This is a genomic window from Kitasatospora sp. NPDC041988 (assembly GCF_055588525.1).
On record NZ_JBVJCO010000067.1, the window covers coordinates 1 to 25,673 of the forward strand.

General features: G+C 74.4%; 27 protein-coding genes and 1 pseudogene. 11 read left to right on the forward strand and 17 right to left on the reverse strand.

Features of this window, described 5'->3' with window-relative positions; all coding sequences use genetic code 11:
* Positions 1-233 precede the first annotated feature (233 nt).
* Complete coding sequence (locus tag ACZ6NC_RS39090) at positions 234-863, forward strand: DinB family protein (RefSeq protein WP_465738657.1); 630 nt, start codon at positions 234-236, stop codon at positions 861-863.
* A gap of 22 nt (positions 864-885) precedes the next feature.
* Here ACZ6NC_RS39090 and ACZ6NC_RS39095 read toward each other — a convergent pair whose 3' ends face one another.
* Both ACZ6NC_RS39095 and ACZ6NC_RS39100 read right to left on the reverse strand, forming a co-directional pair.
* Positions 886-1,491, reverse strand: coding sequence for a pyridoxamine 5'-phosphate oxidase family protein (locus tag ACZ6NC_RS39095; protein WP_465738658.1), 606 nt, complete (start codon positions 1,489-1,491; stop codon positions 886-888).
* Between the two features lie 207 nt (positions 1,492-1,698).
* Entirely contained in the window at positions 1,699-2,133 is a 435-nt protein-coding gene (locus ACZ6NC_RS39100; protein ID WP_465738659.1) for a CBS domain-containing protein, read from the reverse strand.
* 139 nt (positions 2,134-2,272) lie between these two features.
* Between ACZ6NC_RS39100 and ACZ6NC_RS39105 the strand changes: the two genes are divergently transcribed.
* The 4 genes and pseudogenes from ACZ6NC_RS39105 (at position 2,273) to ACZ6NC_RS39120 (ending at position 5,628) form a co-directional block, all read left to right on the forward strand.
* Complete coding sequence (locus ACZ6NC_RS39105) at positions 2,273-3,157, forward strand: helix-turn-helix domain-containing protein (RefSeq protein ID WP_465738660.1); 885 nt, start codon at positions 2,273-2,275, stop codon at positions 3,155-3,157.
* A gap of 46 nt (positions 3,158-3,203) precedes the next feature.
* Complete coding sequence (locus ACZ6NC_RS39110) at positions 3,204-3,626, forward strand: VOC family protein (RefSeq protein ID WP_465738661.1); 423 nt, start codon at positions 3,204-3,206, stop codon at positions 3,624-3,626.
* Between the two features lie 190 nt (positions 3,627-3,816).
* Positions 3,817-4,698: pseudogene (gene ligD / locus ACZ6NC_RS39115) on the forward strand (non-homologous end-joining DNA ligase); the annotation flags it as partial.
* 78 nt (positions 4,699-4,776) lie between these two features.
* Complete coding sequence (locus tag ACZ6NC_RS39120) at positions 4,777-5,628, forward strand: ATP-dependent DNA ligase (RefSeq protein WP_465738689.1); 852 nt, start codon at positions 4,777-4,779, stop codon at positions 5,626-5,628.
* A 58-nt stretch (positions 5,629-5,686) separates the two neighbouring features.
* Here the strand turns inward: ACZ6NC_RS39120 and ACZ6NC_RS39125 are convergent, their stop codons facing one another.
* The 7 genes from ACZ6NC_RS39125 to ACZ6NC_RS39155 all read right to left on the reverse strand — a co-directional run bounded on the left by ACZ6NC_RS39125 (position 5,687) and on the right by ACZ6NC_RS39155 (position 9,726).
* Positions 5,687-6,322 (reverse strand): type 1 glutamine amidotransferase domain-containing protein, encoded by a 636-nt coding sequence (locus ACZ6NC_RS39125; RefSeq protein WP_465738662.1) that lies wholly within the window; start codon positions 6,320-6,322, stop codon positions 5,687-5,689.
* Positions 6,323-6,328: 6 nt separating this feature from the next.
* A complete protein-coding gene (locus ACZ6NC_RS39130; protein ID WP_465738663.1) occupies positions 6,329-6,700 on the reverse strand; it encodes a hypothetical protein in 372 nt (123 codons plus the stop codon).
* 5 nt (positions 6,701-6,705) lie between these two features.
* Complete coding sequence (locus ACZ6NC_RS39135) at positions 6,706-7,137, reverse strand: hypothetical protein (protein ID WP_465738664.1); 432 nt, start codon at positions 7,135-7,137, stop codon at positions 6,706-6,708.
* 67 nt (positions 7,138-7,204) lie between these two features.
* Entirely contained in the window at positions 7,205-7,687 is a 483-nt protein-coding gene (locus ACZ6NC_RS39140; protein ID WP_465738665.1) for an HAD family hydrolase, read from the reverse strand.
* 129 nt (positions 7,688-7,816) lie between these two features.
* On the reverse strand, positions 7,817-8,095 hold the full coding sequence (locus ACZ6NC_RS39145; protein WP_465738666.1) for a hypothetical protein: 279 nt from the start codon (positions 8,093-8,095) through the stop codon (positions 7,817-7,819).
* Between the two features lie 151 nt (positions 8,096-8,246).
* On the reverse strand, positions 8,247-8,846 hold the full coding sequence (locus ACZ6NC_RS39150; protein ID WP_465738667.1) for a GNAT family N-acetyltransferase: 600 nt from the start codon (positions 8,844-8,846) through the stop codon (positions 8,247-8,249).
* 205 nt (positions 8,847-9,051) lie between these two features.
* Complete coding sequence (locus tag ACZ6NC_RS39155; protein ID WP_465738668.1) at positions 9,052-9,726, reverse strand: TNT domain-containing protein; 675 nt, start codon at positions 9,724-9,726, stop codon at positions 9,052-9,054.
* Between the two features lie 360 nt (positions 9,727-10,086).
* Here ACZ6NC_RS39155 and ACZ6NC_RS39160 point away from each other — a divergent pair, with 360 nt between their 5' ends.
* A complete protein-coding gene (locus tag ACZ6NC_RS39160) occupies positions 10,087-10,485 on the forward strand; it encodes a hypothetical protein (protein WP_465738669.1) in 399 nt (132 codons plus the stop codon).
* A gap of 15 nt (positions 10,486-10,500) precedes the next feature.
* On the opposite strand, the gene ACZ6NC_RS39165 is transcribed toward ACZ6NC_RS39160, so the two are convergent.
* A complete protein-coding gene (locus ACZ6NC_RS39165) occupies positions 10,501-11,823 on the reverse strand; it encodes a geranylgeranyl reductase family protein (protein ID WP_465738670.1) in 1,323 nt (440 codons plus the stop codon).
* A 170-nt stretch (positions 11,824-11,993) separates the two neighbouring features.
* Positions 11,994-12,971, reverse strand: coding sequence for an ABC transporter substrate-binding protein (locus ACZ6NC_RS39170; protein WP_465738671.1), 978 nt, complete (start codon positions 12,969-12,971; stop codon positions 11,994-11,996).
* A 472-nt stretch (positions 12,972-13,443) separates the two neighbouring features.
* On the opposite strand from ACZ6NC_RS39170, the gene ACZ6NC_RS39175 reads away from it, so the two are divergent.
* Positions 13,444-14,523 carry an LPXTG cell wall anchor domain-containing protein gene (locus ACZ6NC_RS39175; protein WP_465738672.1) on the forward strand — a complete coding sequence of 360 codons (1,080 nt, stop codon included), beginning with the start codon at positions 13,444-13,446 and terminating at the stop codon, positions 14,521-14,523.
* A gap of 148 nt (positions 14,524-14,671) precedes the next feature.
* Here the strand turns inward: ACZ6NC_RS39175 and ACZ6NC_RS39180 are convergent, their stop codons facing one another.
* The 3 genes from ACZ6NC_RS39180 to ACZ6NC_RS39190 form a co-directional block, all read right to left on the reverse strand.
* The gene (locus ACZ6NC_RS39180; protein WP_465738673.1) at positions 14,672-15,772 is read right to left on the reverse strand and encodes a calcium:cation antiporter; all 1,101 of its coding nucleotides are present in this window, start codon (positions 15,770-15,772) and stop codon (positions 14,672-14,674) included.
* A gap of 161 nt (positions 15,773-15,933) precedes the next feature.
* Positions 15,934-17,502: a protein kinase domain-containing protein gene (locus ACZ6NC_RS39185; protein WP_465738674.1), complete on the reverse strand. Its 1,569-nt coding sequence runs from the start codon at positions 17,500-17,502 to the stop codon at positions 15,934-15,936.
* Between the two features lie 7 nt (positions 17,503-17,509).
* Positions 17,510-18,346: a serine/threonine protein kinase gene (locus ACZ6NC_RS39190; RefSeq protein ID WP_465738675.1), complete on the reverse strand. Its 837-nt coding sequence runs from the start codon at positions 18,344-18,346 to the stop codon at positions 17,510-17,512.
* 263 nt (positions 18,347-18,609) lie between these two features.
* Between ACZ6NC_RS39190 and ACZ6NC_RS39195 the strand changes: the two genes are divergently transcribed.
* The 4 genes from ACZ6NC_RS39195 (at position 18,610) to ACZ6NC_RS39210 (ending at position 22,896) form a co-directional block, all read left to right on the forward strand.
* A complete protein-coding gene (locus tag ACZ6NC_RS39195; protein WP_465738676.1) occupies positions 18,610-19,575 on the forward strand; it encodes an SDR family NAD(P)-dependent oxidoreductase in 966 nt (321 codons plus the stop codon).
* A 193-nt stretch (positions 19,576-19,768) separates the two neighbouring features.
* Complete coding sequence (locus tag ACZ6NC_RS39200) at positions 19,769-20,179, forward strand: hypothetical protein (protein WP_465738677.1); 411 nt, start codon at positions 19,769-19,771, stop codon at positions 20,177-20,179.
* Positions 20,180-20,621: 442 nt separating this feature from the next.
* Positions 20,622-21,758: a polysaccharide deacetylase family protein gene (locus ACZ6NC_RS39205; RefSeq protein ID WP_465738678.1), complete on the forward strand. Its 1,137-nt coding sequence runs from the start codon at positions 20,622-20,624 to the stop codon at positions 21,756-21,758.
* Between the two features lie 19 nt (positions 21,759-21,777).
* Positions 21,778-22,896, forward strand: coding sequence for a GNAT family N-acetyltransferase (locus tag ACZ6NC_RS39210; RefSeq protein WP_465738679.1), 1,119 nt, complete (start codon positions 21,778-21,780; stop codon positions 22,894-22,896).
* Positions 22,897-22,935: 39 nt separating this feature from the next.
* Here ACZ6NC_RS39210 and ACZ6NC_RS39215 read toward each other — a convergent pair whose 3' ends face one another.
* The 3 genes from ACZ6NC_RS39215 to ACZ6NC_RS39225 all read right to left on the reverse strand — a co-directional run bounded on the left by ACZ6NC_RS39215 (position 22,936) and on the right by ACZ6NC_RS39225 (position 25,611).
* Entirely contained in the window at positions 22,936-23,631 is a 696-nt protein-coding gene (locus tag ACZ6NC_RS39215) for a hypothetical protein (protein ID WP_465738680.1), read from the reverse strand.
* Between the two features lie 124 nt (positions 23,632-23,755).
* Positions 23,756-24,889, reverse strand: coding sequence for an aminotransferase class I/II-fold pyridoxal phosphate-dependent enzyme (locus tag ACZ6NC_RS39220; protein ID WP_465738681.1), 1,134 nt, complete (start codon positions 24,887-24,889; stop codon positions 23,756-23,758).
* Positions 24,886-25,611 carry a helix-turn-helix transcriptional regulator gene (locus ACZ6NC_RS39225; protein ID WP_465738682.1) on the reverse strand — a complete coding sequence of 242 codons (726 nt, stop codon included), beginning with the start codon at positions 25,609-25,611 and terminating at the stop codon, positions 24,886-24,888. Before ACZ6NC_RS39225 ends, ACZ6NC_RS39220 begins: the two co-directional genes overlap by 4 nt.
* Between the last annotated feature and the right edge of the window lie 62 nt (positions 25,612-25,673).

The window sequence follows — 25,673 nt, forward strand, 5'->3', positions numbered from 1 at the left end:
AGCAACACCCGGCCCACCCCGGCCACCCCACGACAACGCCGCTGCACCCGACCGATCACACCACCGGTCCGGTACAGCGGCGTCGTGCGTTTCCGGGACCCCCGGGCGGGCAGGCGCTGGCGCCGGGTCAAAAACCCGTCGCGGTGGGGCGGTTGCTGTGGCAGGGTGCGGGCGGGTCCCGGAATCGCCGGCCCCGGCCCGGAGCCGATCAGCGTCCACCCTGGGAGCGCCCGATGACGATGCCGCCACGCATGATCCCCCTGCTGCAGCAGTACGACTTCGCCCGCCGGCGTCTCGCCGACCGCCTGGCCGGCCCGGTCGTGAACAGCGGCAACGGCACCGACGTCCCGGTCGGCGCGATGACGGACGACGAGTACCTGTGGGAGCCGGTCCCCGACTGCTGGTCGGTCCGCCGCCACACCGACGGCCCCGGGGCCCGCGCGACCCTGCTCGTCGGCAAGGGCGGCTGGGGCCGCGATACCGCGCCCGCCCCGCACCCGGTGCCCCCGCCCTTCACCACCCTGGCCTGGAGGCTCAGCCACCTCACCGAGATGCTCGCCCTCCGGGCCGACCACACCGGTGGCAGCCGCGCGCTGACCCGCGACGACCACCCGGTGGCCGGCGACGCGGCAACCGCGCTCGCGGCCTTCGACGCGGCCGCCGACGCCTGGCGGTCGGTCCTGGTCGACGCCGATGACAAGGCGCTCGACACCATCGGCCACAGTGCCTACCCCTACGGCAGCGACCCGGAGGACCCGTTCCGCGAGACGGTCTGGTGGGTCAACCAGGAACTGCTCCACCACGGCGCCGAGATCGCCCTCCTGCGCGACCTCTACCGCGAACGGACACGGCCCGCGGCCTGACGCCGACCGGGCCCGCGCGGCGTCAGACCGCGGGCCCGACCGGCTGTTCCGGACGGGGCGGGAGCGGCAGCGGAAGGGCGGGCAGGCCGTCGATGCTGGTACCGACGTACTGCTTGCCCTCGCAGTAGGTGTTGAACTCCTCCTCCGACTTGCGGTCGAAGTACTGCACATGCAGGTCCCGGTCCGAGCGGTACTCCATCAACGGCACCGCGAACCCGCAGGAGTCGCTCACCCGGTCGGCCTTCACCAGGACGATCGCCCGCAGCGCGGAGCCGTCCGCCCCGGGGTCGAAGTGCCCCAGCAGCCCGGCGAACCTGGCGTCGTCCCGGAACACCGCCTCGCCCAGCCCGTGGACGCGCACCACGGTCGGCGGACCGTCAAAGGCGCACCACATCAGGGTGATCCGCCCGTTCTCCCGGAGGTGGGCGATGGTCTCGGCCGTCGAACCGCCGAAGTCCAGGTACGCGACGGTGAGTTCGTCGATCACGGCGAGCGTTCCCGACCGCCCCTTGGGCGAGACGTTGACATGCCCGTCGGCGGCGAGCGGCGCGGTGGCGACGAAGTAGACGGGCTGGCGCTCTATGAACTCCCGCAGGCGGCCGTCGATCTTCTCGTATGTCTTCCCCATGACGAGAATTATGCCCGTATCCCGAATAGCAAGAACATTGCTCTCGTATACCGAGACTCATGTCGAGACGCGGGCCGAGCCGCAGGTCGAGATGCAGACCGAGACGGGCCGAGGCGAGGGCAGAACGCCCGCCGGCACGCGGAGCCGGAAAACGGCGAGTGCCCTCGCGCACATCGGCGCGAGGGCACTCCCACCGGGCCCTGCCGGTCACCGCATCATGTACACGCTGTCCATGAACTCGATGATCTGCTGGTCCGTCAGGCGCTGGCCGTTGCGGTGGCCCATGGCCAGGTCGGCCTCGCTGATCATGCCGACCAGCCGTTCGCCGTCGATGACCGGGATGCGGCGGATCTGGTGCTGCTCCATCTTCTTCAGCACCGTGTCCATGCTGTCCTCCGCACGGACGCAGTGCAGATGGCCGGCCATGTCCATGGCCATCATGCCGGCCGGGTCCTTGCCCTCGGCGATACATCGCACGACGATGTCGCGGTCGGTGATGATGCCCTTCAACTTCTGGTCGTCACCGCAGATCGGGAGAGCGCCGACGTTCATGTCGCGCATCATCATGGCGGCTTCGGCCATCGTCTGGTCGGCGCGGATGCACTGGGCACCGGTGTGCATGATGTCTCGGGCAGTGGTCACTGGGACTCCTTGTCAGGTCCGCCCCCGAATACCGGGTGTTCCGGTGCGATCACCATAAGCAACACCTTCGCCGCCCGCGAGCCCGCAAGGAGACGGGAACGCCGGGCCGCCGCCGCCCCGGGCAGCCGATACTGGGGAGGTGACGCAGGAACTCGCCGACACGGTCGACGAAGCCGTCCGGAGCCGGCCCGCCACGGCTCTGCGGCCGTACGTCGCCTGGTACTCCGGCTACCGCCAACGCGGCATCGCGCCCGCCGTGCACCGCGGGCTGCCGTCGCCGTACCTCACGTTCATCCTCACCCTGGACGAGCCGCTCACCGTCGCCGGGCACCCGGACCGGGCCCAGCCGGCCGACAGCTACGCGACGCTGCTGGGCGGCCTGCACACCTCCCCCGCGCTGATCACCCACGACGGCCGGCAGTCCGGCGTCCAGATCGCCGTGCACCCGCTGGCCGCCCGGGCGCTGTTCGGCTTGCCGGCCTGCGAGCTCGCCGGGGTGGACCTCCCCGCCGAGGCGGTACTCGGACGGGCCAGCGCGCTGCTCCAGGAGGCACTCCAGCAGGCCGACGGCTGGCCGGAACGGTTCGCCGCCCTCGACGGCGCACTGCTGCGGGCCGCGCGCCCCTCCGGGCAGGTCCCGCCCGAGGTCGCCTGGGCCTGGCAGGCACTGCGGCGCAGCGGCGGGGCGCTGCCGGTCTCGGCACTGGCCCGGGAGACCGGGTGGAGCAGCCGGCACCTGCAGGACCGGTTCCGCCGCGAGACCGGGCTGACCCCGAAGGCCGCCGCCCGGGTGATCCGGTTCGACCGCGCCCGGCGGCTGCTCGGCGCGCCCGGGCCGGTGCCCCGGCTGGCGGAGCTGGCCGCGCGCTGCGGCTACTTCGACCAGGCCCATCTGGCCCGTGAGTTCCGCGCACTGGCCGGCTGTGCGCCGAGCGTGTGGCTGGCGGAGGAGGGGCCGGACGCGGCGAAGTTCCGAAACGTCCAAGGCGGGGCGGGTGCGGCGGCGCCAGAGTGGGGGCTGTGACAACCGCTCCGGGTTCGCCACAGCCGTTCCGAGGAGGACTGCCGCCATGGACACCAAGACTCCCGCCCCGCAGGTCTGGCCCAGCCTGCGAGCCCGTGACGCCCGGGCCCTGATCACCTTCCTGGTGGACGCCTTCGGCTTCCAGGAGGTGGTCGTCCACGGCGAGGGCGACCTCGTCGCGCACGCCGAACTGGCCTGGCCGGAGGGCGGCGGCGTGATGCTCGGCTCGGACCGGCCCGACCCCGAGGGCGCCGAGCCCTGGCCGGGGCGGCCCGGCGGTTTCACGGCGTACGTGGTCACGGCGGACCCGGACGCGGTGCACGCGCGCGCCGTCGCCGCCGGGGCCCGGATCACGACGGAGCCGTACGAGACCGACTACGGCTCGCGGGACTTCGCGGCCGCCGACCCGGAGGGCAACCGCTGGTACTTCGGCACCTACCCGGGCGCACCGCGCCCCCCGGCCGGCTGAGCCCCCGATGCCCCGGCACACACGGGCCGACGCACGCCCGGCGGGCGCACGGCCGCGCTGCCGGGAGGCCGGGAGGCCGGGAGGCCGGGTCGCCGCGCGGCCGGGAGGGCGCAGGGCCGGGCAGGCGGGCAGACTGGCTGGGCGGGCCCCGCGAACAGGCGCGACGGCCCGGCGCAGCTCGGAGGCGGCCATGCCGCAGATGGTGGTGGACGGGCGCACGCTCGCCCTCTCGCACCTGGACAAGGTGTACTACCCGGACACCGGCACGCTCAAGGGTGACGTGCTGCGCTACTACGCGGCCGTGCACACCGCGCTGCTGCCGCACCTGCGCGACCGTCCGGTCTCGTTCCTGCGCTGCCCGGACGGGGTGGACGGCGAGGTCTTCATCGCCAAGAACCCGCCCGCCGGAACACCCCGCTGGGTGCGCACCGTGGAGGTGCCGAGCAGCAGCGGGGACCTCCGGCAGGTGGTGCTGGACGACGGCGCGGCGCTGCTCTGGGCGGCCAACCTGGGCTGCCTGGAGCTGCACGTGCCGCAATGGCACGCCGCCGCGCCCGCGCTGGCGGACCGGCTGGTGCTGGACCTCGACCCGGGCGAGGGCGCGTCCGTGCTGACCTGCCGGACGGTGGCCGTCCTGCTCCGCGAGCGGCTGGCGGCGGACGGGCTCGACTGCTGGGTGAAGACCTCCGGTTCCAAGGGGCTGCACCTGCTGGTGCCGCTGGAGCCGACGCCGAGCACCCGGGTCTCCGCCTACGCCAAGGCGCTCGCGGCCTCGCTGGAGGTGGCGCACCCGGACCTGGTCGTGCACACCATGGCGAAGGCGCGGCGCACCGGGCGGGTGCTGGTGGACTGGTCGCAGAACTCCGCCAAGAAGACCACCGCCGCGCCCTACACCCTGCGGGCGCGCGCCCGGCCGACGGTGTCCACGCCGCTCTCCTGGGCGGAGCTGGAGCGGGCCCGCTCGGCGGAGGAGCTGGTCTTCACGATCGCCGAAGTCCCGGGGCGGCTGGCGGAGTCCGGTGATCTGTTCGCCCCGCTGCTGGACGCGGACCGGGCCCGCCCCCTCCCGGCGCCGATACCGCCTCCACCCGCAGCCCCGGCCCCCGCGTCCGCCCGCTCGCCCCTGATACTGGACCCGCCCGTCGAGGTGATGCGCCCGGCCGCCGTTGCCGCCGTCCCGCCGCCGGACGGGCTGGGCGGCTCGGGCGTGCTGTACGAGCTCAAGTTGGACGGCTTCCGCTGCGTGGCCTTCGCGCGCGGGGAGCGGCCCCCCTACCTCCAGTCACGCTCCGGGCGGGATCTCGCCGCCGAGTTCCCGCCGATCGCCGCCGCCGTCGCGCGGCTGCCGGCCGGGCTGGTGCTGGACGCGGAGCTGGTCGCCTGGCGCGGCGGCCGGTTCGCGTTCGAGGAGCTGCTGCGCACCCGGCAGGCCCGGGCCGCCGACGACACCGCGCTCGGGCTGATCGCCTTCGACGTGCTGGCGCTGCCCGGGCGGGACGTCCGGCGGCTGCCGCTCACCGACCGGCGCCGGCTGCTGCTCGCCGCCCTCGCCGACGTGCCGCCGCCGGTCCAGCCGGTGATGGCCACCACCGACCGGGCCGAGGCGCTGGCCTGGATGGAACAGCTGGCCGACACCGGGGTGGAGGGGCTGGTCTGCAAGGCCGCCGGCTCCGCCTACCGGCCACGCGGCGCCGGCCAGGTCTGGGTCAAGTACCGGCGGGGCGACACCCTCGACGCGGCCGTCCGCGCCGTGGTCGGGACGGCCGCCCGGCCGCGGGCGCTGATCCTGGAGCTGGCCGACGGCCGGGTGCTGCTCTCGACCCCGCAGCTGACGCCGCTCCAGGCCCGGCAGGTCGCGGAGGCGGCGCAGGGGCGGCTCGGCGCAGCCGTACGCGATCCGGACCACGGGACGCTCCGTCCGCTCGCGGCGCCGCTTCGGGCCGAGGTGACGGTCACCGGCCGGCCACCGACGGCGACCTTCGTCCGGCTGCGCGGGGACTGATGCCGCGCGGGGACCGGACCGGCCTTTCGAAGGCCTTCTGACGCTGCTCACCGCTCGGCTAGGCCGACCCGGGGACGTGGCGTGAGGGTGCGGGCGCGTGCGCCGTGGGCCAGGGCGGGCGGGTCTTCAGCCGCGGCGCGTGTGCGAACTCCGTGACCAGGGTGTCGTTGAAGACGGGGAGATCGGCCGGCTTGCGGCTGGAAATCAGGACGCCCGGGCCGTCGCGGCAGATGTGCACCTCCTCGTCCACCCAGTGGGCGCCCGCGTTGACCAGGTCGGTGCGGATACTCGGCCAGGAGGTCAGCGTCCGTCCGCGCACCGCGTCCGCCTCCACCAGCGTCCACGGACCGTGGCAGATCACGGCGACCGGGCGGCCGGAGGTGCAGCAGGCGCGGACGAAGGCCACCGCGGCCGGGTCCGCCCGGAGGTGGTCGGGGTTGGCGACGCCACCCGGCAGGACGAGGGCGTCGTAGCGGTCGGCGTCCGTCTCACCGACGACGTCGTCCACCGCAAAGGTGTCGGCGCGGTCCAGGTGCTTGAACGCCTGTACCCGCCCGGGCCGGGTGGAGAGCAGCCGCGGCGTGCCGCCCGCCTCGGCCACCGCCTGCCAGGGCGAGGTCAGTTCGATCTGCTCGACGCCCTTCGGCGCGACCAGGAAGGCGACCGTGCGGCCGGTCAGGGCCACCAGCGGCATCGGCGCTCACCCCGGGTGGTCGTGCCCCACCAGGTGGTCGTGCCCCGCGAAGTGCCGGTCGAGTGCCGTGCGCCCGTGCGCGGTCAGGTCGCCCGTGGTGAGCTCGACGGCGGCGGGCGGTGGGGCGGAGCGGACGCGGGCGCGCGGGCAGTCCAGGTGGAGCACCAGCTCCAGGTGGTCGATCCGGGCCACCAGCCCCACCGGGACCAGCAGTCGGGTGCCCTGCACCCACGGCCCGGCGTCGACCAGCAGGTGGTCACCGGCGTCCTGCTCGACCCGGCCGAGCGGGCCGTCCGTCGCCTCCACCTCGTAGCCGACCAGGTTCAGATCGGCGGCATGGTGGGAGCCCGGACGGTACTCCCACAGGTCGGTCGTCATGGCACTCACGCCTCCGGTTGGTCCCACGGGCGGCGTTCCCCGTGTTCACCGCGTTCGCCCCGGTCACGGCCTCCGCCGCCGAGGAGGTCCGTGCCCTCCGCATCCAGCGGGGGCCGCGGACGGCGACGGCGCAGCAGGGCCGCCACCCCGACCGCGACACCCACGCTGACCGCCCAGACCAGCGCGACGGCGGTCAGGACCGGCGCGGTCGGGGTGCGCACGCCGACGCTGAGGCAGATCGCGCACATCACCAGCGCGGTCATCACCACACCCGGCGGCAGCGCCCGCGCCAGGCGGCGCAGCACCAGCCGGGCCCGGCTCGGCTGCTTGGCCCCCATCGTGCTCAACCGCCGATCCAGGCGCGTGTCCTGGCGCAGATCGGACTCGATCTCCTCCAGGAGCCGCCGTTCCCGGCCGCTCAACGCGGGTCCGTCCATCTCGGTCACCTCCGACCCGTCCGGTGACGTCGTTCTCATCCGGGCGGTTGCCCGGTTCGGGTGTGCGTTAACCGCTCCGGCCGGCCGGTACGGCGGGAGCCGTCGGTCGGCAGCCGCCGAAGGCCCTGGGTCGGGCCAGCAGGCTGTCGTCCAGCACGTGCAACAGGGCGGCGGTGTCGCGGTGCACCTCGGCCGCGCCGGCCGCCCTCAGCTCAGGACCGGTCGCGCCACCGGTCTCCAGCGCGACGCAGGTCACGGCGGCCCGGCGGGCCGCCAGCACCTCGGCCACGCTCCCGGCGACGAACACGGCGTGCGACGGGGCGCCGTCCACCAGGTCGAGGGCGGCACGGACGGGGTCGCCGCCCGGGGCGGTCACGGCGAGTGCCGGCGCCCCGGCAGGGCCGGGCCCGGTCAGCACCACCGTCCAGCCCCGCGCGGCGCACTCCCGCAGCAGCTCGGCCTCGCTCGGCGCGTGGGCGGGGGCCGTCGCGGTGCGGGGCAGCGCACCACACCAGTCGGTACCGAAGAGTGCCGCCGAGATGACCGTCATGGCCCACCGTTTCCGTTCCGTGCCACGCACGGGCGCGCCCTTCCAGACTAGGCCCCCACCCCCGCCCCGCGCCCGGCCACAGCGGCCCCTGCCCGGGAAGTCGGCGACGGCGGCCCGGTGACTCCCCGCTCACGCGGGTGGGAATCCCGGGGTGCGGTGGTGGGTGCCGGTGGGGGTGATGGCGAGGGCCTCGACGGTGGGGTGGTGTGTGACCCAGGCGGCGCCGGTGGCGAGCTGGTGGCCGAAGCCGAGGGCGACCGCGAGGTAGGTGCCGAGGTGCAGGTAGTACCAGGTCTCGTGGCTGAGGCGGCGGCGGGCGGGCGGGGCCGGCCGGCCGGGCGGGCTCGGTGGGCGAGTGGTGCGGTCACGGGGCCCTCCTTGGCGGCCGGCTCTGTCCGGGAGGCCCACGATGCCAGCGGGGCCGAACGTGCGCGCGGGCCTCAGCGGCCCTTCAGGAGGCGTCCGGGAGGGTGTTTTCGCAGGTCAGACGCGGCCTGTGGGGGAATCGGCGGCCCCAGTGGATCTCACCGCCTTCTCACCCGCCCACGGCTCCGGCCGGCTACGCGGGCTCGGGGTCGGTGGCGAGCCGGGCGTGCAGGTGCTCGTCGTGGTACTTGCCGTCACCGAAACGGTACGAGGCGCGCAGGGTGCCCTCGACGGGGTAGCCGCAGCGCTCGGCGACCCGGCAGGAGGCGTCGTTGCCCACCGCGTGGGCGATCTCGATCCGGCGGGTGTCGGCCGTGGCGATGCCCCAGTTGGTGACGGCCCTGGTCGCCCGGGTGGCGGCGCCGCGGCCGCGGGCGACGGGCAGCAGCCAGTAGCCGATCATCGCGAGGCCGTCGGCCCGGTCGACCCAGCGCAGCGCGACGTTGCCCAGCAGTGCGTCGTCGGCGCTGTCGAGGACGGCGAAGGCGGCGGTGTTGCCGCTCTCCCAGCCGGCGTCGCAGCGGTCGAGGTACGCCTCGGCGCCGGCCTCGTCGGTGGTGCGGGTCGGATTCCACAGGGCGATCGCCGGATCGGCCGCGGCGGAGACCAGGCCGGGCACGGCACCGCCGCGGACGACGGTCTTCCGACCCCAGGGGCGCAGGACGATGTCGCCCAGGTCGAGTGCGACGGGGACGAAGGAGCGCTGGTCGGGGGTGGTTTCACCGGTACTCATCCGCCCTTCCTACCCGGCAACCGGCGGGCGCGCCAGCGGTTTTCGCGGGCCGGGAGGGTATCGGCGGCGGGCCTGCCGGGAGGCCCACCTCGACGAGCGGGCGCCCACGCGTTCCCGTGCGCTCCCGCGCGTTCCCCCGGGACAGGCCGGTGGCCAAGGGGCGTGCACGCCGGCCACCGGCCTGTCCCACCCATCCGATCAGGCGTCAGATCCGGGCGAGGTACCCGTTGTCGACCAGCCAGAGCACGTTCAGCCGGGCCGGGCCGTTCGGCACCAGAGCGGCGTCGAGCTGGTACTGGAAGCCGTAGCCGGGCTGGCCGAACCAGGGCGCGATCGGGCCGGCGTGCACCTTGAACGGCTTCAGCACCTTGTAGTCGTGGTAGTTGCAGCCGGCCGCCGGGTTGCTGTCGAGGCTCTGCGGCGGGATGGAGCGGCTGGCGTAGGGCAGGCCCTCGGGGGCGAGGAACGAGCCGTACTCGCTGCCGAAGCGGTCGATGTTCTGGTTCGGGTAGAGGGTGATCTCGAACTCGATCGGGGTGCCGTCGGGCAGCGTGACGTAGCCGTTGGCCGGCGGGTAGATCCAGCCCGGGCTGCCGTTGTTGGCGGTGGGGCTGTAGTAGGTGGCGAGGAACTTGTCCTCGGAGAGGTTGCCGGTGCGCTTGTAGCCGATCAGCTCGCGGCCGACCGGGCCGGTGGTCGGCAGGTCCTCGGGGCCGAGGCGGGCGTCGCCGTGGTAGTCGGCGGCCGAGCACTCGTCGGAGGGGGTCGCGGTGGCGGTGCCGGCGGTGGCCGTGTCGGCGGCGGAGGCCGGGAGGGCCGGGGCGAGCAGGGCGACGACCGCGGCGAGCGGTGCGAGGAACAGGCGAAGGCGAAGGCGCACGATGTCTCCGTCGTATCAAGGTCATAGCGACCGGAGGATGATCCGTCACCCTCCGTGTCCAGGTCGCCACCTAGGCAAGCGGATCACCTGACTCCGCGTCAACAGGACGGGCCCGGAGTACCGCTGCTTTCTCCTGTTTCGGCCAACCCGCCGACGCCCGACCCCAGGGGCGTGCAGGATGGAGGGTCACGCCCCCTCTGGGATGAACGCGCTCCATCGCGAGCCCCCGCCCCGACCGTAACGAAGCTGTTCCGGGCGCCACGGAATGCGTTGACACCCCGTCAGGTCGCCTCGACCATCTCGGATACGGCCCGGCCGCCAAGGCCGCGGCCGTACCGATGGACCCGGGGGTGGTCAGTGATGGCGAACCAGGCACACCAGTGGAATTCCGAACGGATGCCGAGCTCGGTCCGGTGGGCGGTCGCGGGGGTCTGGTTGCATGCCGTCCTCAACGGCCTCGCCGGGCTCTTCCTCTTCGCGCTGACGAGCGGCGAGGACGGGGAGGGCGTCGGGCTGGTCCGGTTCGTCGCCGTCCTGTCGATCATGATCGCCATCGTGCTCGGCTTCTGCGCCGCCCTGGCCCCGCGCCGGGCGGGCTGGACCAGGGTCACCGTGCTGGTGATCGAGTGGCTCTCGATCATCTCCGGCGTGCTCCAGCTCTTCTCCGGCGCCACCCTCGCCCTGGCCGGTCTCGCCGTCTCCCTGCTGATCGTCACGGCCTTCATGTCGCACGAGGGCAGGCGGTGGTTCAACGCCTAGCGCACCGACTGAGCATCAGGACCGGTTGCTGGGTGCCACCTTGCCGAGGATGTGCAGCAGCCGGTCCAGCGCGTCGCGGGAGTTCGGCTCGGTCAGGTTGACCATCAGCCGGAAGGCCACCTTCAGCAGGGCCGGGTGGCCGAGGCCGAGCGCCCCGGCCGCACCGAGCAGCCGGGGCCGGCCCAGCACGTCGGCGACCAGCCGGCCGAGCGCGAAGTAGCCGTCGTAGGCGGCGCGCAGCGCCTGCGGGTAGGCGCACAGGGCGAGTTCACGGCCGCGGTCGGTGCGCCGGGCCAGGGCCTGGACGATCGTCTCGGCGGCGTACCGGCCGGACTCCATCGCGTAGGCGATGCCCTCGCCGGTCGCCGGGCTGACCGTGCCGCCCGCGTCCCCGATCAGCAACAGGCCGTCGGCGTAGTGGGGTTGGCGGTTGAGGCCCATCGGGAGGGCGGAGCCGCGGACGGGTTCGGTGACGCCCTCGGGGGTGAAGCCGTACTCGGGCGGCAGGTCGGCGCACCAGCGGCGGAGCAGGTCCCGCCAGTCCACCTCCCGGGCCACCGCGGCGGTGTCCAGGACGCCGAGGCCGACGTTGGCGGTGCCGTCACCCATGCCGAACACCCAGGCGTAGCCGGGCAGCAGGCGCCGGGCCGGGTCCTTCGGGTCGCGCAGGTCGAGCCAGGCCTCCAGGTAGCGGTCCTCGTGGCGCGGGGTGGTGAAGTACGTCCGGTAGGCGACACCCATCGCCCGGTCGGTGCGGCGGTAGCGCTTCATCGCGAGGGAGAGCCGGGTGGAGTTGCCGTCCGCGGCGACCACCAGCGGCGCGTGGTAGCTGACCGGCTTCCGCTCCTCACCGAGGCGGGCGGTCACCCCGGTGATCCGGCCGGTCCGCTCGTCGACCAACGGGCCTGCCACGTTCGCCCGTTCGACCAGCCGGGCGCCCGCGGAGGCGGCCCGGCGGGCGAGCAGTTCGTCGAAGTCAGCCCGCCGCCGGACCAGTCCGAACGACGGGAAGGCCGAAAGCTGCGGCCAGTCCAGCTCCAGCCTGCGCCCTCCGGCGACCAGGCGCAGCCCCCGGTTGTGCAGCCAGCCGGCCTCCTCGGAGACGTCGATGCCGAGATCGACCAGCTGCTTGACGACACGCGGCGTCAGGCCGTCGCCGCAGACCTTCTCCCGGGGGAAGGCCGACTTCTCCAGCAACAGCACGTCGAGCCCGGTGCGGGCGAGGTGGTAGGCCGCAGTGGAACCGGCCGGGCCCGCACCCACCACGATCACATCGGCGCGGTCCGGCCCGCGCCCGGGCTCGACGTCGGCGGACAACTGCTGCTCTGGGCCGGGCATCAGGCACTCCCACGGGTCGGATCGGCTGCGGACTCGCGGTCACCGACGATAGGGACAGCGGCCGCCGCCCCGCGCCCCGACACGCGGACCCCGCCCCGATGACCGGTCGATACCGGCCATCGGGGCGGGGGTCTGCACCCGTGGGGGGATGCGCGGGGCACCGGAGGCGGTCAGAGGCCTCCGTTGACGACCGCGCTGGAGACCGAGCCGCGCTGCACGTTCCACTTGGCGAGAATCTTGTCGTACTCGCCGCTGTGGATCACCTCGTCGAGCGCCTTGGCGATGATGTCGCGCAGGGCGGTGTTGTCCTTGGCGACGGTGATGCCGTACGGGCCGGCCTGCAGGAAGTTGGTCGTGGCCAGCTGAAACGTTCCGGCGCGGCCCGGCTGGGTGGTGTTGTACTGGGCCACCGGGTAGTCGTTCAGATCGGCGACCGCGGTGCCGGAGGCGACCTCGGCGAGCGCCTGTTCGTCGGTGTCGAAGCGGTGGATCTGCAGCTGCTTTCCGGTTCGCAGGCAGGCCGCCGTCTGCCGGGTGGCCAGCTCGTCCTGGATGGTGCCGCGCTGGACGGCCACGATCCGACCGCAGAGACTCTCCAGCGAGGAGAGGTTCAACGGGTTGCCGGACTTGACCACCATCGACGTGCCGGAGCCGAAGTAGTCGACGAAGTCGACGCCCGCGTCGGCCTGGTGCCCGTCGTCGGCGGCGCCGAGCTGGCGCTGCTTGGTGTCGATCACGGCCGACATCGCCAGGTCGATCTGCTTGGACTGGACGGCCGGAATCAGCTTCTCGAACGGCATGTCGGTGAACTCGACCTTCACCCCGATCGCGGAGCCGATCGCCTTGGCGAGCTCCGGGTCGAGCCCGGCGGGCGTGCCCGACGGGTCCTTGAAGTCCACCGGCGGGTAGTTGAGGTAGGAGCCGATCTTGAGCAACCCGGCGGCCTTGACCGCTTTGGGGAGCCGGGCTTTCAGGTCGTCCTGGCTGCCGGGGGCCGGGGCGACGGCACTGCCGCAGCCGGTGAGCAGCAGCCCGCCGGCTCCGAGCGCGGCGGCGGCGCGCAGCGGTCGGCAGGAGCGAACGGAGGGGGGTGTGGGGGTGTGCGAGGGGATGGATCCGGAGGCGGGGGTGGTGAGGGTTCGATGCATCGCGATGCGTCTTCTTCGCAGGTGAGGGAGTGCGTTCGGGGAGACGCCGCGCCTGAGGGCTGCCGGGGTACGCAGGGCGGACCACCTCGCCGTGTGCCCGGATGGGGCCGCCCCGGGGTGTGGGGGCGGCCGGTCGGCGGAGGTCCGCCGTCGAGGGCGGTCGGGGCCATCCTCGCACCCCCGCCGATCGGCGGGGCAGGCGGGGCGGGCGGGGGCACAGTGGCCGGTCAGGGCTGTCACACGAACTACGCACAATCAGGTGATCGGATCGTTGCACGGGACTAGTCGGACAATCAGTCGATGGGTGACGCAATCAGGCCAAATCTTCCTTGCGTGGGCGCAGAGGCTGCGGGACCTTAAGGCCTCTCGTTCGCCGTCACCGACCGTCACCGGCCGACCCGGCGGACCGAGGGGCTCCTCCCACCTGCCGCGCGGGCCTTCCCAGGCCCTCCGATCCACCATGGACTCCCGCATGCGCATCCGCTCCACCGCGGCGCGATCCCTTGTCGCCGTCCCCACCGCCGCCGCCCTGCTGCTGCTCGCCCCGACCGCGCATGCGGCCGCCGGCGGCAAGCCCCCCAAGGGAAACAACGGCACCGTGAAGATCCACGACTCGGCGACGGGACAGGAGGACAACCGCAACGAGCCCAAGGTCTGCACCTTCTACCTGGACTCCTTCGGCTTCGACCCCGGCCAGGACATCATCTGGCTGATCGCCGACGTGCACGACAAGGGCGAGACCGCCGTCGCGTACGGTGACCTCCCGGTCGACGGCAAGGGCCACGTCCGCACCGAGGACATCAATCTGCCGGACGGCCACTACAAGCTGTACTGGGCCTCGGTGGAGCTGGTCGACGGAAAGCTGCCCGCCGAACCGGAGCTGAACAACCCCAAGCACAAGGTCTTCAAGGTCGACTGCGGCGGCCGCACCCCGGCCCCGACCGGCAAGCCCTCGCCGAGCGCGACCCCGACCAAGACCGCCTCCGCCTCGCCGAGCACCACCACGACGCCGACCAAGTCGCCGTCGCAGACGCCGTCGCAGACGCCCTCCGTCACCGCCTCCCCCAGCTCCACCGGCAAGCCGTCGCCGTCCGCCACGCCCAGCACCTCGGCTTCGCCGAGCGCGAGCGCGACCGCCACCGCCACCCCGTCGGCGACGGCGACGGGCACCCCGTCGGCGACGCCGTCGGCCTCCGCGACCACCCCGGCCACCCCGGCCACCCCGGCCACCCCGGCCACCCCGGCCACCCCGGCCACCGCCGAGCCGAGCACCGAGGCTCCGGCCCCCACCTCCGGCCCGTCGACCGCCCCCACCGCGACCGTCCCGGTGCAGACCCCGCCGGCCGGCACCGTGGTCAACCCCGACAAGCCGCTGATCGTGCCCGCCAAGGCCAGCGTCCCGACCCCGATCCCCGGCGTCGCCTCGGCCGGCAAGAACCTCGCCTCCACCGGTAGCGACGGCAGCCTGCTGGTGGCCGGCGCCGGTACCGCGCTGCTGCTCGCCGGCGCGGGCGCCGTGGTCTACACCCGTCGTACCCGCAAGTCCTCCTGACCCAGGACCGCAGGGGGGGGGGGGGGGGGGGGGGGGGGGGGGGGGCACCCCCCCCCCCCCCCCCCCCCCCCCCCCCCCACCCCCCCGACCCCCCCCCCCCCCCCCCCCCCCCCCCCCCCCCCCCGCCGTCTCCTCAGAACCGCCCCGGTCAGGGATTGATCGCCAGCACCACGTACGCCGCCAGCACCGCCAGGTGCACCGCGCCCTGGAGCGGGGTGGCCCGGCGTGGAATGACCGTCAGCGTGCCGACCGCGATGGTCAGCGAGAGCAGCACCAGGTGCGACGGGCCGAGCCCGAGGACCAGCGGGCCGGAGAGCCAGGCCGAGGCCACGGCCACCGCCGGAATGGTCAGCCCGATGCTCGCCAGCGCCGAGCCGAGCGCCAGGTTGAGGCTGGTCTGCACCCGGTTGCGCAGGGCCGCGCGCAGCGCCGCGATGGTCTCCGGCAGCAGCACCATCAGCGCGATCACCACGCCGACCACCGAGGACGGCAGCCCGGCCGAGTAGACGGCGGACTCGATGGTCGGCGAGACGCTCTTGGCCAGGCCCACCACCGAGACCAGCGCGACACCGAGCAGCGCCAGGCTGGTGAGGGTCGCCCGGGCGGTCGGCGGCTCGGCGTGGTCCTCCTCGTCGAGGACCTTGCCCTCCGGGGTGACGGGCAGGAAGTAGTCCCGGTGCCGGACGGTCAGGGTGGCGACGAACAGCCCGTACAGCACGATCGAGGCGGTCGCCGCGAAGATCAGCTGGGTGGACGAGAACTGCGGGCCCGGCGAGCTGGTGGTGAAGGTCGGCAGCACCAGGCTGAGCGTGGCGAGGGTCCCGATGCTGGCCAGCGCCGCCCCCGTTCCCTCGGCGTTGAAGACCGCGACGCGGTACTTGAGCGCGGCGACCAGGATGGACAGGCCCAGGATGCCGTTGCAGGTGATCATCACCGCGGCGAACACGGTGTCCCGGGCCAGTGTGGCGGCCTTGTCCCCGCCGTCGGCCATCAGCGTCACGATCAGCGCCACCTCGATGACGGTCACCGCCACCGCGAGCACCAGCGAGCCGAACGGCTCCCCCACCCGGTGGGCGATCACCTCGGCGTGGTGCACGGCGGCGAGCACCGCGCCCGCCAGGAAGCAGGCCACCAGGGCCACCACCCAGCCCGGCAGGTCGCGGTGCCAGGTCAGGACGAGAACGACGAAGGCCACCACCGGGACGACGACGGTCCACTGGGTGGTGACCGCGCGGAGCTTCGTGATCATGCGGCCGAGCATCGCATCCCGCCACCTCGGTGGCCGGGCAACGCCGCCGGGGACCCCGGCGGAGTGACCAGGCCGGTCAGCCGCCTGTGTGACGGCCGCGCCGGTCAGCCGCGTGCGTGACGACCTCGCCGGCCAGCCACCGTCCGTGACGGCCGCGCCGGTCAGCCACCGTACTCGGCGAGGTAGCCGAGCACCCTGGCGACATGCGCCTTCACCCGCTCGGGTACGCCGCCGGCGTCGGCGACGGTCTTGTCGCTGGTCCGGTAGCCGGCCGTGACGAGGGCGGGCAGATTGCCCGTCAGCCCCCGGTGCTTGAACTGCTGGTCGAGCCAGCAGACGTAGTTGCCCATCGAGGCGATCGCGTCCACCGGGTCCATGTAGTCCTTCACGCCGTCGTGGTCGCCGTCCTGCGCCCAGGCGTTGAAGACGGCGGGCGTCCACATCGCGATGCCGTACTCGCCGGACTCGGGGTGGGCGGCCTTCGGGTCGAAGCCGCTCTCCGCCTTGAGCATCGCGGCCACCAGCGCCGGGGTGATCTCCGGCTCGGGGCAGCGGCGGGCGGCGTCCTCGATCGGGCCGCGCAGCGCGGCGGGCACATCGGCACCGGGCGGGATCGCGCCCGGTGCCGATGTGCCCGCCCCCACGGCCGGAACCGGCGCCGGGCGGGCGGGTCCCGCCGTGGTGGCGGGCTCCGGGGCGCCGCTGAGGGTGAGCAGGACGGCGGCCACCACAGCCGTCCCGCCCAGTCCGCCCGCCCCGGCGAGCAGCCGGCGCCGGCGTACCGGTCCGGCGGCAGCGTGCCGCGGCCCGCCCGCCGCGGCCGTGAGCAGGGCGACGAGATCCACCCGCCCCCGGACCTCCCGGTCCGCGGCGAGGCAGGCCGTCACCACCGCCCGCCAGCGCGCGGGCAGCGCGTCGTCCAGCCGCAGCGGCGCCGCGCCGCGCGCGTACGCCAGCGCGGCCAGCGAGCGGGCTCGGGCGGTGGCGCCGAGGAAGGGGTGCAGCCCGCCGGTGATGAGTTGGTGGGCGAGGACGCCGAAGGCCCAGATGTCGGCGCTGGGCCGCAGGGCGACGCCGCGGGCGCCGGTCCGCTCCGACCACCACTCGGGCGGCACGTGGTCGGGCGAGCCGAGCGGCGGGGCGTAGGCGTGGGTGCCCTCCAGTTCGGCGGTGAGGCCGAAGTCGGCGAGTTTGGCGGTGCCGTCCGCCATCAGCAGGATGTTGCCGGGCTTGAGGTCTCCGTGCACCCAGCCGGCGCCGTGCATGTGGGTGAGGCCGGCGCCGACCTCGGCGAGGATCCGTTCGGCCTCGGGGACGGGCTCGTGCGGACGGGCGGCGGCCAGGACGTCCTGGAGGCTGCGGGCGGCGCGTTCCATCACCAGGGCCACCGCGCCGTCGAGCCCGGGGTGGGCGGGGTCGTCGACGGTGACGACGGCGAGGGTGCGGATCAGGTGCGGGTGGTCGGCGAGGCGGCTGAACCGCATCTCGCTGCGGGCGACCTGCGCCATGGTGCGGCGCTGGCCGGGGCTGAGCCGGGCGGGGCTGAGGAACTTGACGGCTGCGTCCGGGAGTTCGCCCGCCCCGTGGGCGGCGTAGACGCTGCCCCAGGCGCCGGCGCCGATCGGTTCGCCGGTGCGGTAGCCGGCCACGGGGTAGCCGGGCGGCACCGCGAACGGCGGCTCCTCGGACCGGTCCGGCCGTGGTGCGGCGGGCTGCGAGGGCGGTCGCACGGCGCGGTCAGCCGCCGCGCCGGGGCGGGAGCAGCGCCAGGTGCTCCTCCCGGACGAGGTCGAACCTCAGGGCCAGGGCCACGAGTTCCTCCCGCTTTCCGCCCCCGCGGCCGGCCCCGCCCGGAGCCTCCTCCGGCGTCTCGCGCAGCCGGAGCTTGGCGGCCACCAGGTAGTCGATGTGATAGTTGACGGCGGAGCGGGTGAGCCCGCGGCAGGACGGCAGGGCGCGCAGCCTGGTCACCACGTCGGTGGCGCCGGGGACGAGGGCGGCGGACGGCGAGCGCAGCCGGGGTTCGCAGAGGGCCAGCAGGACGAGGAAGTACTTGGAGGTCGGGTCGAGGGCGAACGGGCTCACCGTCAGCTCGCCGTCGCCTGCGCCGGACTCGCCGTCCAGGTAGGCGTGCTGGGGCGCGAAGACCTTGAAGGCGGCCGGTTCGCCGAGGGCGGGCAGCAGCACCCGGGAGAACTCGAAGGGCACCGGAGCGCCGAGCCGGCCGGGCGCCACCTTGACGTGCTCGCCCGCGCCTTCCAGGTTCTCCACCACATAGGTGGCGGTGGCGCTGAAGTTGGAGAGCCGCCAGTAGTCCTCGGCGGCGGTGATCTCGCCCGCGCGGCGCGAGACACCCTGGTCGGCGAGCGGGATGGCGACGGGACGGCCGGGCTCGCCGCGCCCGAACTCGGCGGCCTCGCCCGGGCCCAGGTGCAGCAGCGCGGGCCGGGTGGGGCTCGCGGGCCGGGCAGAGCTCGCGGGCCGGGCGGGCGGTCCGCCTGGCGCGGGCCCCCAAGGGGGTTCGCGACGGGCTTCGGGGCGGGGTTCGGGCAGTTGCACGATGACCGTGTCCATGCAGGCCACCTCCGTGGGTCGCGTCGATCGTAGCCGTCCGAACGGCCTCGCGCCGGTCCGCCACCCGTACGAGTGAACGCCGTGGCGCAGCCGCACCGGGCTGCCGCCCGGGACCGTCAATCAGGCACTCCGGAGTAGGAGTTGGCGGCCGGTCGGACGAGCCCGGCGTCCTCCTGGAGGCGGAGACCGCTCCTCCTCCCGGCCGGCGGGTCGGGCCGGTCGACCGAGAGACGCGGCGGCCGCCGGCTGCCAGGGTTACGGGCATGGACACCACCAACTCCCCTGACCGGAGCACCACTTCACCGATGGCCACCCCCGGGCGGCGGGCCCTGTTGAGCGCCTCCGCGCTCGGACTGGCCGCCGCGGCCACGGCCGCCGGCACGCTGGGCGCCGCCGGGCGCGCCGAGGCCGCGCCCGGGGAGAACCGCGCGCCGCGCCGGTTCGAGGGCCGGACGGTACTGATCACCGGCGCCACCTCGGGCATCGGACGGGCCGCCGCGAGCGCCTTCGCGGCGGCGGGCGCCCGGGTTGGATTCTGCGGCCGCCGGACCGAACTCGGCCGCCAAGTCGAGCAGGAGATCCGCCGCAGCGGCGGTGAGGCCTCCTACTTCCCGGCGGACGTCCGTGATCCGGCCCAGGTCGAACGGTTCACCGAGCAGGTCGCGGCCCGGTACGGCGGGCTCGACATCGCGGTCAACAACGCCGGCATCGGCAGCGGCAAGCCGCTCCACGAGCTGACCGTCGCCGAGTGGGACGACGTCATGAACACCAACGCCCGCGGCGTCTTCCTCGCCGTCAAGTACCAGATCCCGCACATGCTGAAGGCCGGGCACGGGGTGATCGTCTGCACGGCTTCCTCGGCCGCCGAGCAGGCCCGGCCCAACGGCGGCGCCTACGCGGCCAGCAAGCGGGCGATCCAGGGCATCGTCAAGTCGGCGGCCCTGGCCTACGGGACGCGGGGCATCCGGATCAACGCGATCCTGCCGGGCACCACCGACACCGCCTTCGTCCGGCCGCCGGGGGTCCCGGACGCCGACTGGGCGCGGTTCAAGCAGGCGTTCGGCCCGCTGAACGTCGAGGGGCTGGAGCGGATGGCCGAGCCTGCGGAGATCGCCCGGGCGGTCCTGGCGCTCGCCTCGGACGACTTCGCCTACCAGAGCGGCGCGTCCGTCCCGGTGGACGGTGGGGCGACGGCCGGGCGGCGGATGGTGCTGCCGCCGGCCGGCTGAGCAGTCGGTGGCCGGCGCCCGGGGTGGGCACCGGGGGCGGCTGGGGCGACCGGGGCGGGTGGTCGTCATGGTTGCAGCATGTAGTTGAACAGTCACCTTGAGTGTGATGCAGCGCACATATGGCATGTCCACAATGTGTGCAAGACTCATCCCACCCAGTGAGATTCCCTTGATTTCCAAGGAGGTTCCTATCATGCACGCTCGGATCGCAGCTCTGATGGTCGCGGTGGCAGGGATCACGGCTGCGACGGCCCTCCCGGCCGCCGCAGCCACGATCACCGACGAGTCCGACAAGGTGGCCTGCGCCACCGTGGTCAACCAGCCGTGCGCCTGGCAGGAGCGGGACGGCGGCGGCTTCGTCGGCGTGGCGCAGGTGTCGGCCGCCGACCCGGCGCAGCTGACGCTGGTCCGCGTCGAGATCCGGACCCAGCAGGCCTGGGGCAGCCCGTGGGTCACCGTGGCGTCCGCGACCACCGTCACCCACGGATCCGCCAAGGCCGTCACGCCTCGCGTGGTCACCAAGGACCTGCGGATGATCTGCGCCACCGGCGGCCCGGCCCTGGAGGCCGCACAGCGGGTCACCACCTGTACCAACCCGTTCTGATCCCGGCGGGGTTCTGAACCCACTGGGGTTCCGGGCCCGGCATGCTCCGTTCTCGGCGAGGTCCTGATCTCAGCGAGGTCCTGATCTCGGCGAGGTGCTTGAGGTCTCCGGGGTCCGTGGGGGATCCGTAGACCGAAAGCGGTTCGGGGGGCACGGGAGATCCGCTCCCCCCGAACCTCCCCAGCGCTACCGACAGCCACTCAGGAACTTCCCAGCCCGCACTCAGGCCACGGGCTCGCCGACAATGCGCCAACCTCCCGCCGAAACCCGCCCGGCGCGCGCAACCCTCTTCGGAGCATGGGATTTTGCACTATCTTGGTAATTCGTGGAGCGGGGCGGGCCGCCCACCCGGCAGGCGCGCGCCGCACGGCGGAGTCTGCCCGCGCACCGTGCTCCACCCCCGCCACGGCAGCACCGACGGGGACGAAGGGGGAGCGTGTCGATGCCCGAGGGGACCACGCGTTCGACCGGGGCCGGCGGCGGCCCGACCATCAGCGCAACCGGTCCGGAGACCGGCCCATCGGGGACGGACACCGGGCCTGACGCCGGCCCGGCGGGTCCGGACACCGGCCCGGCTGCCGAGAGAACCGCCAGACCTTCCGGTGCGCCGGACGCCGCGGACCCGCAACCGGCCGCGGCACCACCGCCGCGCGGGCGCCTGGCCGGCCGGCGCAGCACCGTCGACGCCGTCCTGCGCAACTCCCCCGCGCAGCCGCTGTTCCGCCTCGCCGCCACCCGTCGGCTCGCCGTCCTCGCCTACCACGGCGTGGACGACCCGCGGACCTTCGCGCTCCAGATGGACCGCCTCGTCCGGACCGCCCGCCCCGTCTCGCTGGCCCGGGTCGAGCAGGCCGTCCGCTCCGGGCGGCCGCTGCCGCACCGCAGTGTGCTGGTCACCTTCGACGACGGCGACCGCAGCGTGCTCACCGGGGGCCTGCCCGTCCTCGCCCGGCTCGGCATCCCGGCGGCCGCCTTCGTGGTCACCGAACTCCTCGGCGGCGACCAGCCGTTCTGGTGGTCCGAGGCCGCCTTCCTGGCCGCCCACGGCGGCACCGCCCGCGCACTGGCCGGCCACCCGCCCGGCGAGGTGGTACGGCGGCTGAAGACGCTGCCCGACACCGACCGCCGCACCGCCCTCGCCGAGCTGCGCGAGAGCGCCCGTGCCCGCGCGCCCCGGCAGGAACAGCTCAGCCGGCAGGACCTGCTGACGCTCCGTCGGTCCGGCGTGGCCATCGGCAACCACACCGCCGGTCACCCCTGCCTGGACCACTGCGACGACGACACCGTCCGGGACGAGATCACCCGCGCCCACAGCTCCCTGACCGGCTGGCTCGACGGCGAGGAGCCCACCGCGTTCGCCTACCCCAACGGCAACTTCGACCGCCGCGCCGACGCCGTGCTGCGCCGACTCGGCTACCGGGTCGGCTTCCTGTTCGACCACCGGCACGACCGGCTGCTGCCGCGCCAACCGCTGCGGATCAGCCGTCTTCGGGTGAACTCCACCACCGGCCGGGACAGGTTCGACACAATTCTCTCCGGGCTCCATCCGGCCGTGCACCGACTGCGCGGCGGAGCCTGACGAGGGCTGGGGGTTCTGGGTGGCACCTGTCGAAGCGACTGCGGCCGAGGCCGGGGCGGTGACGCGGGCGGCCGTGCCCGTGCGGTACCGGAGCACCGCACTGCCGGCCGACGTACTGGACGGCTGGCGGGAGTTGGCGGCCGCCGACCCGGGCGGTTCGTGGTTCACCACGCCCGAGTGGGCGCTGGCCTGGTGGGAGACGCTCGGCGCGAAGCAGGGCGCCGGCGAGATCACGGTCTGGCGCGGGCCGGACGGCCGGGTCTCGGCCGTCGTCCCGCTGCTGCGGACCTGGCGCCGGCTCCACCCGCGCGCGCCGCTCGCCGTGCCCTGCCTGACCGTGCTCGGCTCCGGCCCCGGCGCCGCCGACCACTGCGGCTTCACCGCCGCACCGGAGCGCCGCGCCGAGGTCGCCGCCTGGCTCGGCCGGCGGGCGCGGCGGGCGACGCTGCTGCTCGGCGATCTCGACCCCGGGCAGGGCGGCCTGCTGCCGCCCGGCGCGGTGGAGACCGGCCGCACCCGGTGCCCGCGCGCCGACCTCACGGCGGGACCGGACGCGCTCGGCTCCCGCCAGTTCCGCGCCAACCTGCGCCGCTACGGCCGCAAGCTGGCCGCCGAGGGGATCACCTTCCGCTGGGTGGCGCCGGCCGTCGGGGAGGGCGAACTCGCCGAGCGGGTCGAGCTGTTGCACGCCGTGCTCCGGCTGCATCGGCAGCGGCGCGCCGTCCTCGGCCTGCCGACCACCTTCGACGCGGCCCGCGCACCGCTGCACCTGCGGCTCCTCGAACGCGCCGCCGCCACCGGGCGCGGCGAGGGCCCGGCCTTCCTGGTGGCCGAGCGGGCCGGGGAGGTGGTCGGCGTGCTCTACGGATTCCAGTGGCGGGACACCTTCGCCTACTACCAGATCGGCTGGGACCAGAGCTGGGCGCCGCTGCGGCTCGGCACCGCGGTGATCGCCGAGGCGATCCGGGCCGCCGCCGGCCGGGGCCTGGCCACCTTCGACTTCCTGCGCGGCACCGAGCCGTACAAGTACCGGTTCGACGCGGAGGACCGCGAGGACGTCTCCTGGCTGGTGCCGCGCGGGCTCTCCGGCGCGCTGCTCGGCCTCAAGTACCGGGCGAAGGCGGTTCGTCAGGGCTGAGCGGCCGCGGAGCCGGTGCCCCTGACGGTGCGGCAGGGCCTACGGCCGGTCGTCGCGCGTCGCCCGATGGCCCGGTGCCGTGCCGGCCTGCTCCGCCCTCCCGGCCTGCTCCGCCGCTGCGGCCCGCTCCGCCTCCTCGGCCGGCCACCGGCTCACGGTCTCGGGGCCGGAGCTGGTGCGGACCGTCTGCGTCGCGGCCGGCACGCCCGTCCCGGCGGTCCCCGGCCGGGTGGCGCGGGTGGCCTGGGTGGTCCGGAAGGCCTGGGTGGCTTGGGTGGCCCGGGACGAGGCCGCCATCGGGGCACCGGCGTGGACACCCGGTGACAGCGACACGCCCGGGACGATCCCCGCCACCGCCACGCGCGCCGTCGCCTCGGTCGCAGCACCCACGGCGTCCCCCGCCCGGGGGGCGGTGGTCTCCAGTGAGACGAGACGCAGCACGAAGTTCGGATGATCGGGGTGGCCGCCGGTCCAGTCCGCGTCCTTGCTGCGGATCACCCGGCTGCGCGTGCCGGAGGCGGAGCTCTGCACCGGGCCGGGCCGCACCCGGACGTTGGACCACCAGCGTCCGTCCCAGCTGTGCTCCAGCTCCAGTTCCCACGCGTCCTCCCGGACGTCCAGGAACTCCCCCACCCGACCGGCCAGGATGCTCGTCCCGTACGAGGCCCGGATGACCGCCCGCTGGTCGAAGACAGCGTCCTTGCCGATGACCGTGATCCGCCACGGCCCGTCCATCCGCAACACAGTCGCCCTCCCGAGGTCCTCCGGTGCACGGGGCCACCCGGCCCCGCACCTCCCTCAACGGACCGGCGGCACCCGGCGGTTCACCCCGTCCGCCCGCCCGCCCCGGCGGGGACGGTCACCGCCGGCCCTTCAGCCAGCCGGCGAAGGCGTCCAGCGCGGGCTCCGGGTCGCGGCGGCCGAGGCCGATCCGGAAGCGGTCGGCGGGGGTGGGGGTGAGGTCGGAGCGGTAGATGCTCGCCGGCAGCAGCAGGACGCCGGCCTCCTCGACCAGTCCGGTGCAGAACTCCTCCACCCCGTCCGGGCCGAGGTAGCGGGGGTAGGCGACGCAGCCGCCGTCCGGGGCCCGCCACTCGAAGAGGTCGGCGAACCCGGCGAAGAACGCGTCGAAGAGCGGCAGGTTGGCGGCGATGACCGCCCGGTTGCGGGCCAGGATCGGCTCGCGGTTGTTGATCGCGATCCGGGCCAGGATCTCGCTGGGTGCGGAGTTGCAGATCGTGGTGTAGTGCTTGGCGCGCTCCAGGCGGCTGCGCAACTCCCGGTCGCGGCAGGCGATCCAGCCGATCCGCAGGCCCGGCAGGCCGAGCGACTTGGAGGTGACGTTGAGCGAGAGCGCCCGCTCGGAGAGGTCGGCGGCCTGCGGCAGGGCGCGGGCCGGGTCGCGCTCCAGACCGCGGTAGACCTCGTCACTGAAGAGGTGGATGCCGCGCTCGTCGCAGATCCGGGCGAGCGCGGTGAAGTCGGCGGCGTCGATGATCTTGCCGGTCGGGTTGTTGGGGAAGTTGACGGAGACGACCCGGGTGTTGGGCCGCAGCGCGGCGGTCAGTTCGTCCAGGTCGAGCGCCCAGTCCCGGCCGGCGTCCAGGGCGACGCCGGTGACCTCGCAGAGGGAGAGCGGAATCGTCTCCGCGGACTGGTAGTTGGGGGTCACCACGACGGCGTGGTCGGCGGGGCCGAGCAGCACCTGCATGGCGAGGTTGAGTGCCTCCTGCGCGCCGCCGAAGCAGATCACGTCGTCGGCGTCGACGTGCTCGTACATCCCCGCGACGGCCTGCCGCAGCGCCGGGTCGCCGAAGGTCTCGGTGTAGCCGAGGGTGAGGGTGTCCCAGGCGTGCCGGTCCTCGGGGCAAGCCAGGGCGAGCAGTTCGGACATCGCCATGGTCTGCGCGTCGGAGGCGGTGAGGTGGTGGCGGGCGGTGAACTCCCAGCGGGAGAAGTAGGTTTCCAGCCGAAAGTCGGGGAGCCTGGTCATCGGTCGTTCCTCTGCGGTGTGTCGGTCACGGTCTCTGTCGTCGTCTCTGTCGTCGTCTCTGTCGGGGTCACGGTCGCGGTCGCGGTCTCGTCCCCGGGCTCGGCCTTGAGGTCGGCGAGCAGGGTGTAGACGGTGGAGCGCGACACCTTGAGCGCGGTGGCGACGGCCGGGACGGCGCGGCGCACCGCGAGCACCCCGGCCCGGTCGAGTTCGCGCAGCACGGCGAGCCGGTCCTCACGGCCGAGCCGTTCCGGCGGGCGCCCGTGGGCACGGACGTATCCGCCGATGACGTCGTTCATCCGCTCCGTCCAGTCGCGTTCGAAGAGCGGTGCCGGGCGGGGCGCGGTCGGGGCGGCGAAGCCGGCCAGCAGGGCGGCGGCGTGCTCCAGCGGTCCGCGGTCGAAGTTGACGCAGAGCACCGCCGAGGGCCGCCCGTCGGTGTCGCGCAGGACGGCGCTGACCGAGGAGAGCCGCCGCCCGTCGGGGAGCAGCTTCTCGTAGGGCCCGTAGACGTCGGGCGCGGACGGGTCCAGTCCGTCCAGTTCGCCGAGCAGGGACGGGTCGCCGGGGGCGCGGCCGCTCATCGGGTTCCAGAGGGCGAGCACCTCGTCCCGCGCGACGTCGTGCAGCACCACTTCGGCGTAGGGGCCGAGCAGCAGCGCCACCGCCTGGCAGGCGGGCGCCCAGGTCCGGACGCGCGGGTCGGGGGTTTCTGCGGTCATGTTTGGACTGTACGTCCAGTCTGGACGGTTCGTCCAGTGATGTCTGCACGAGGCCCCCGCCC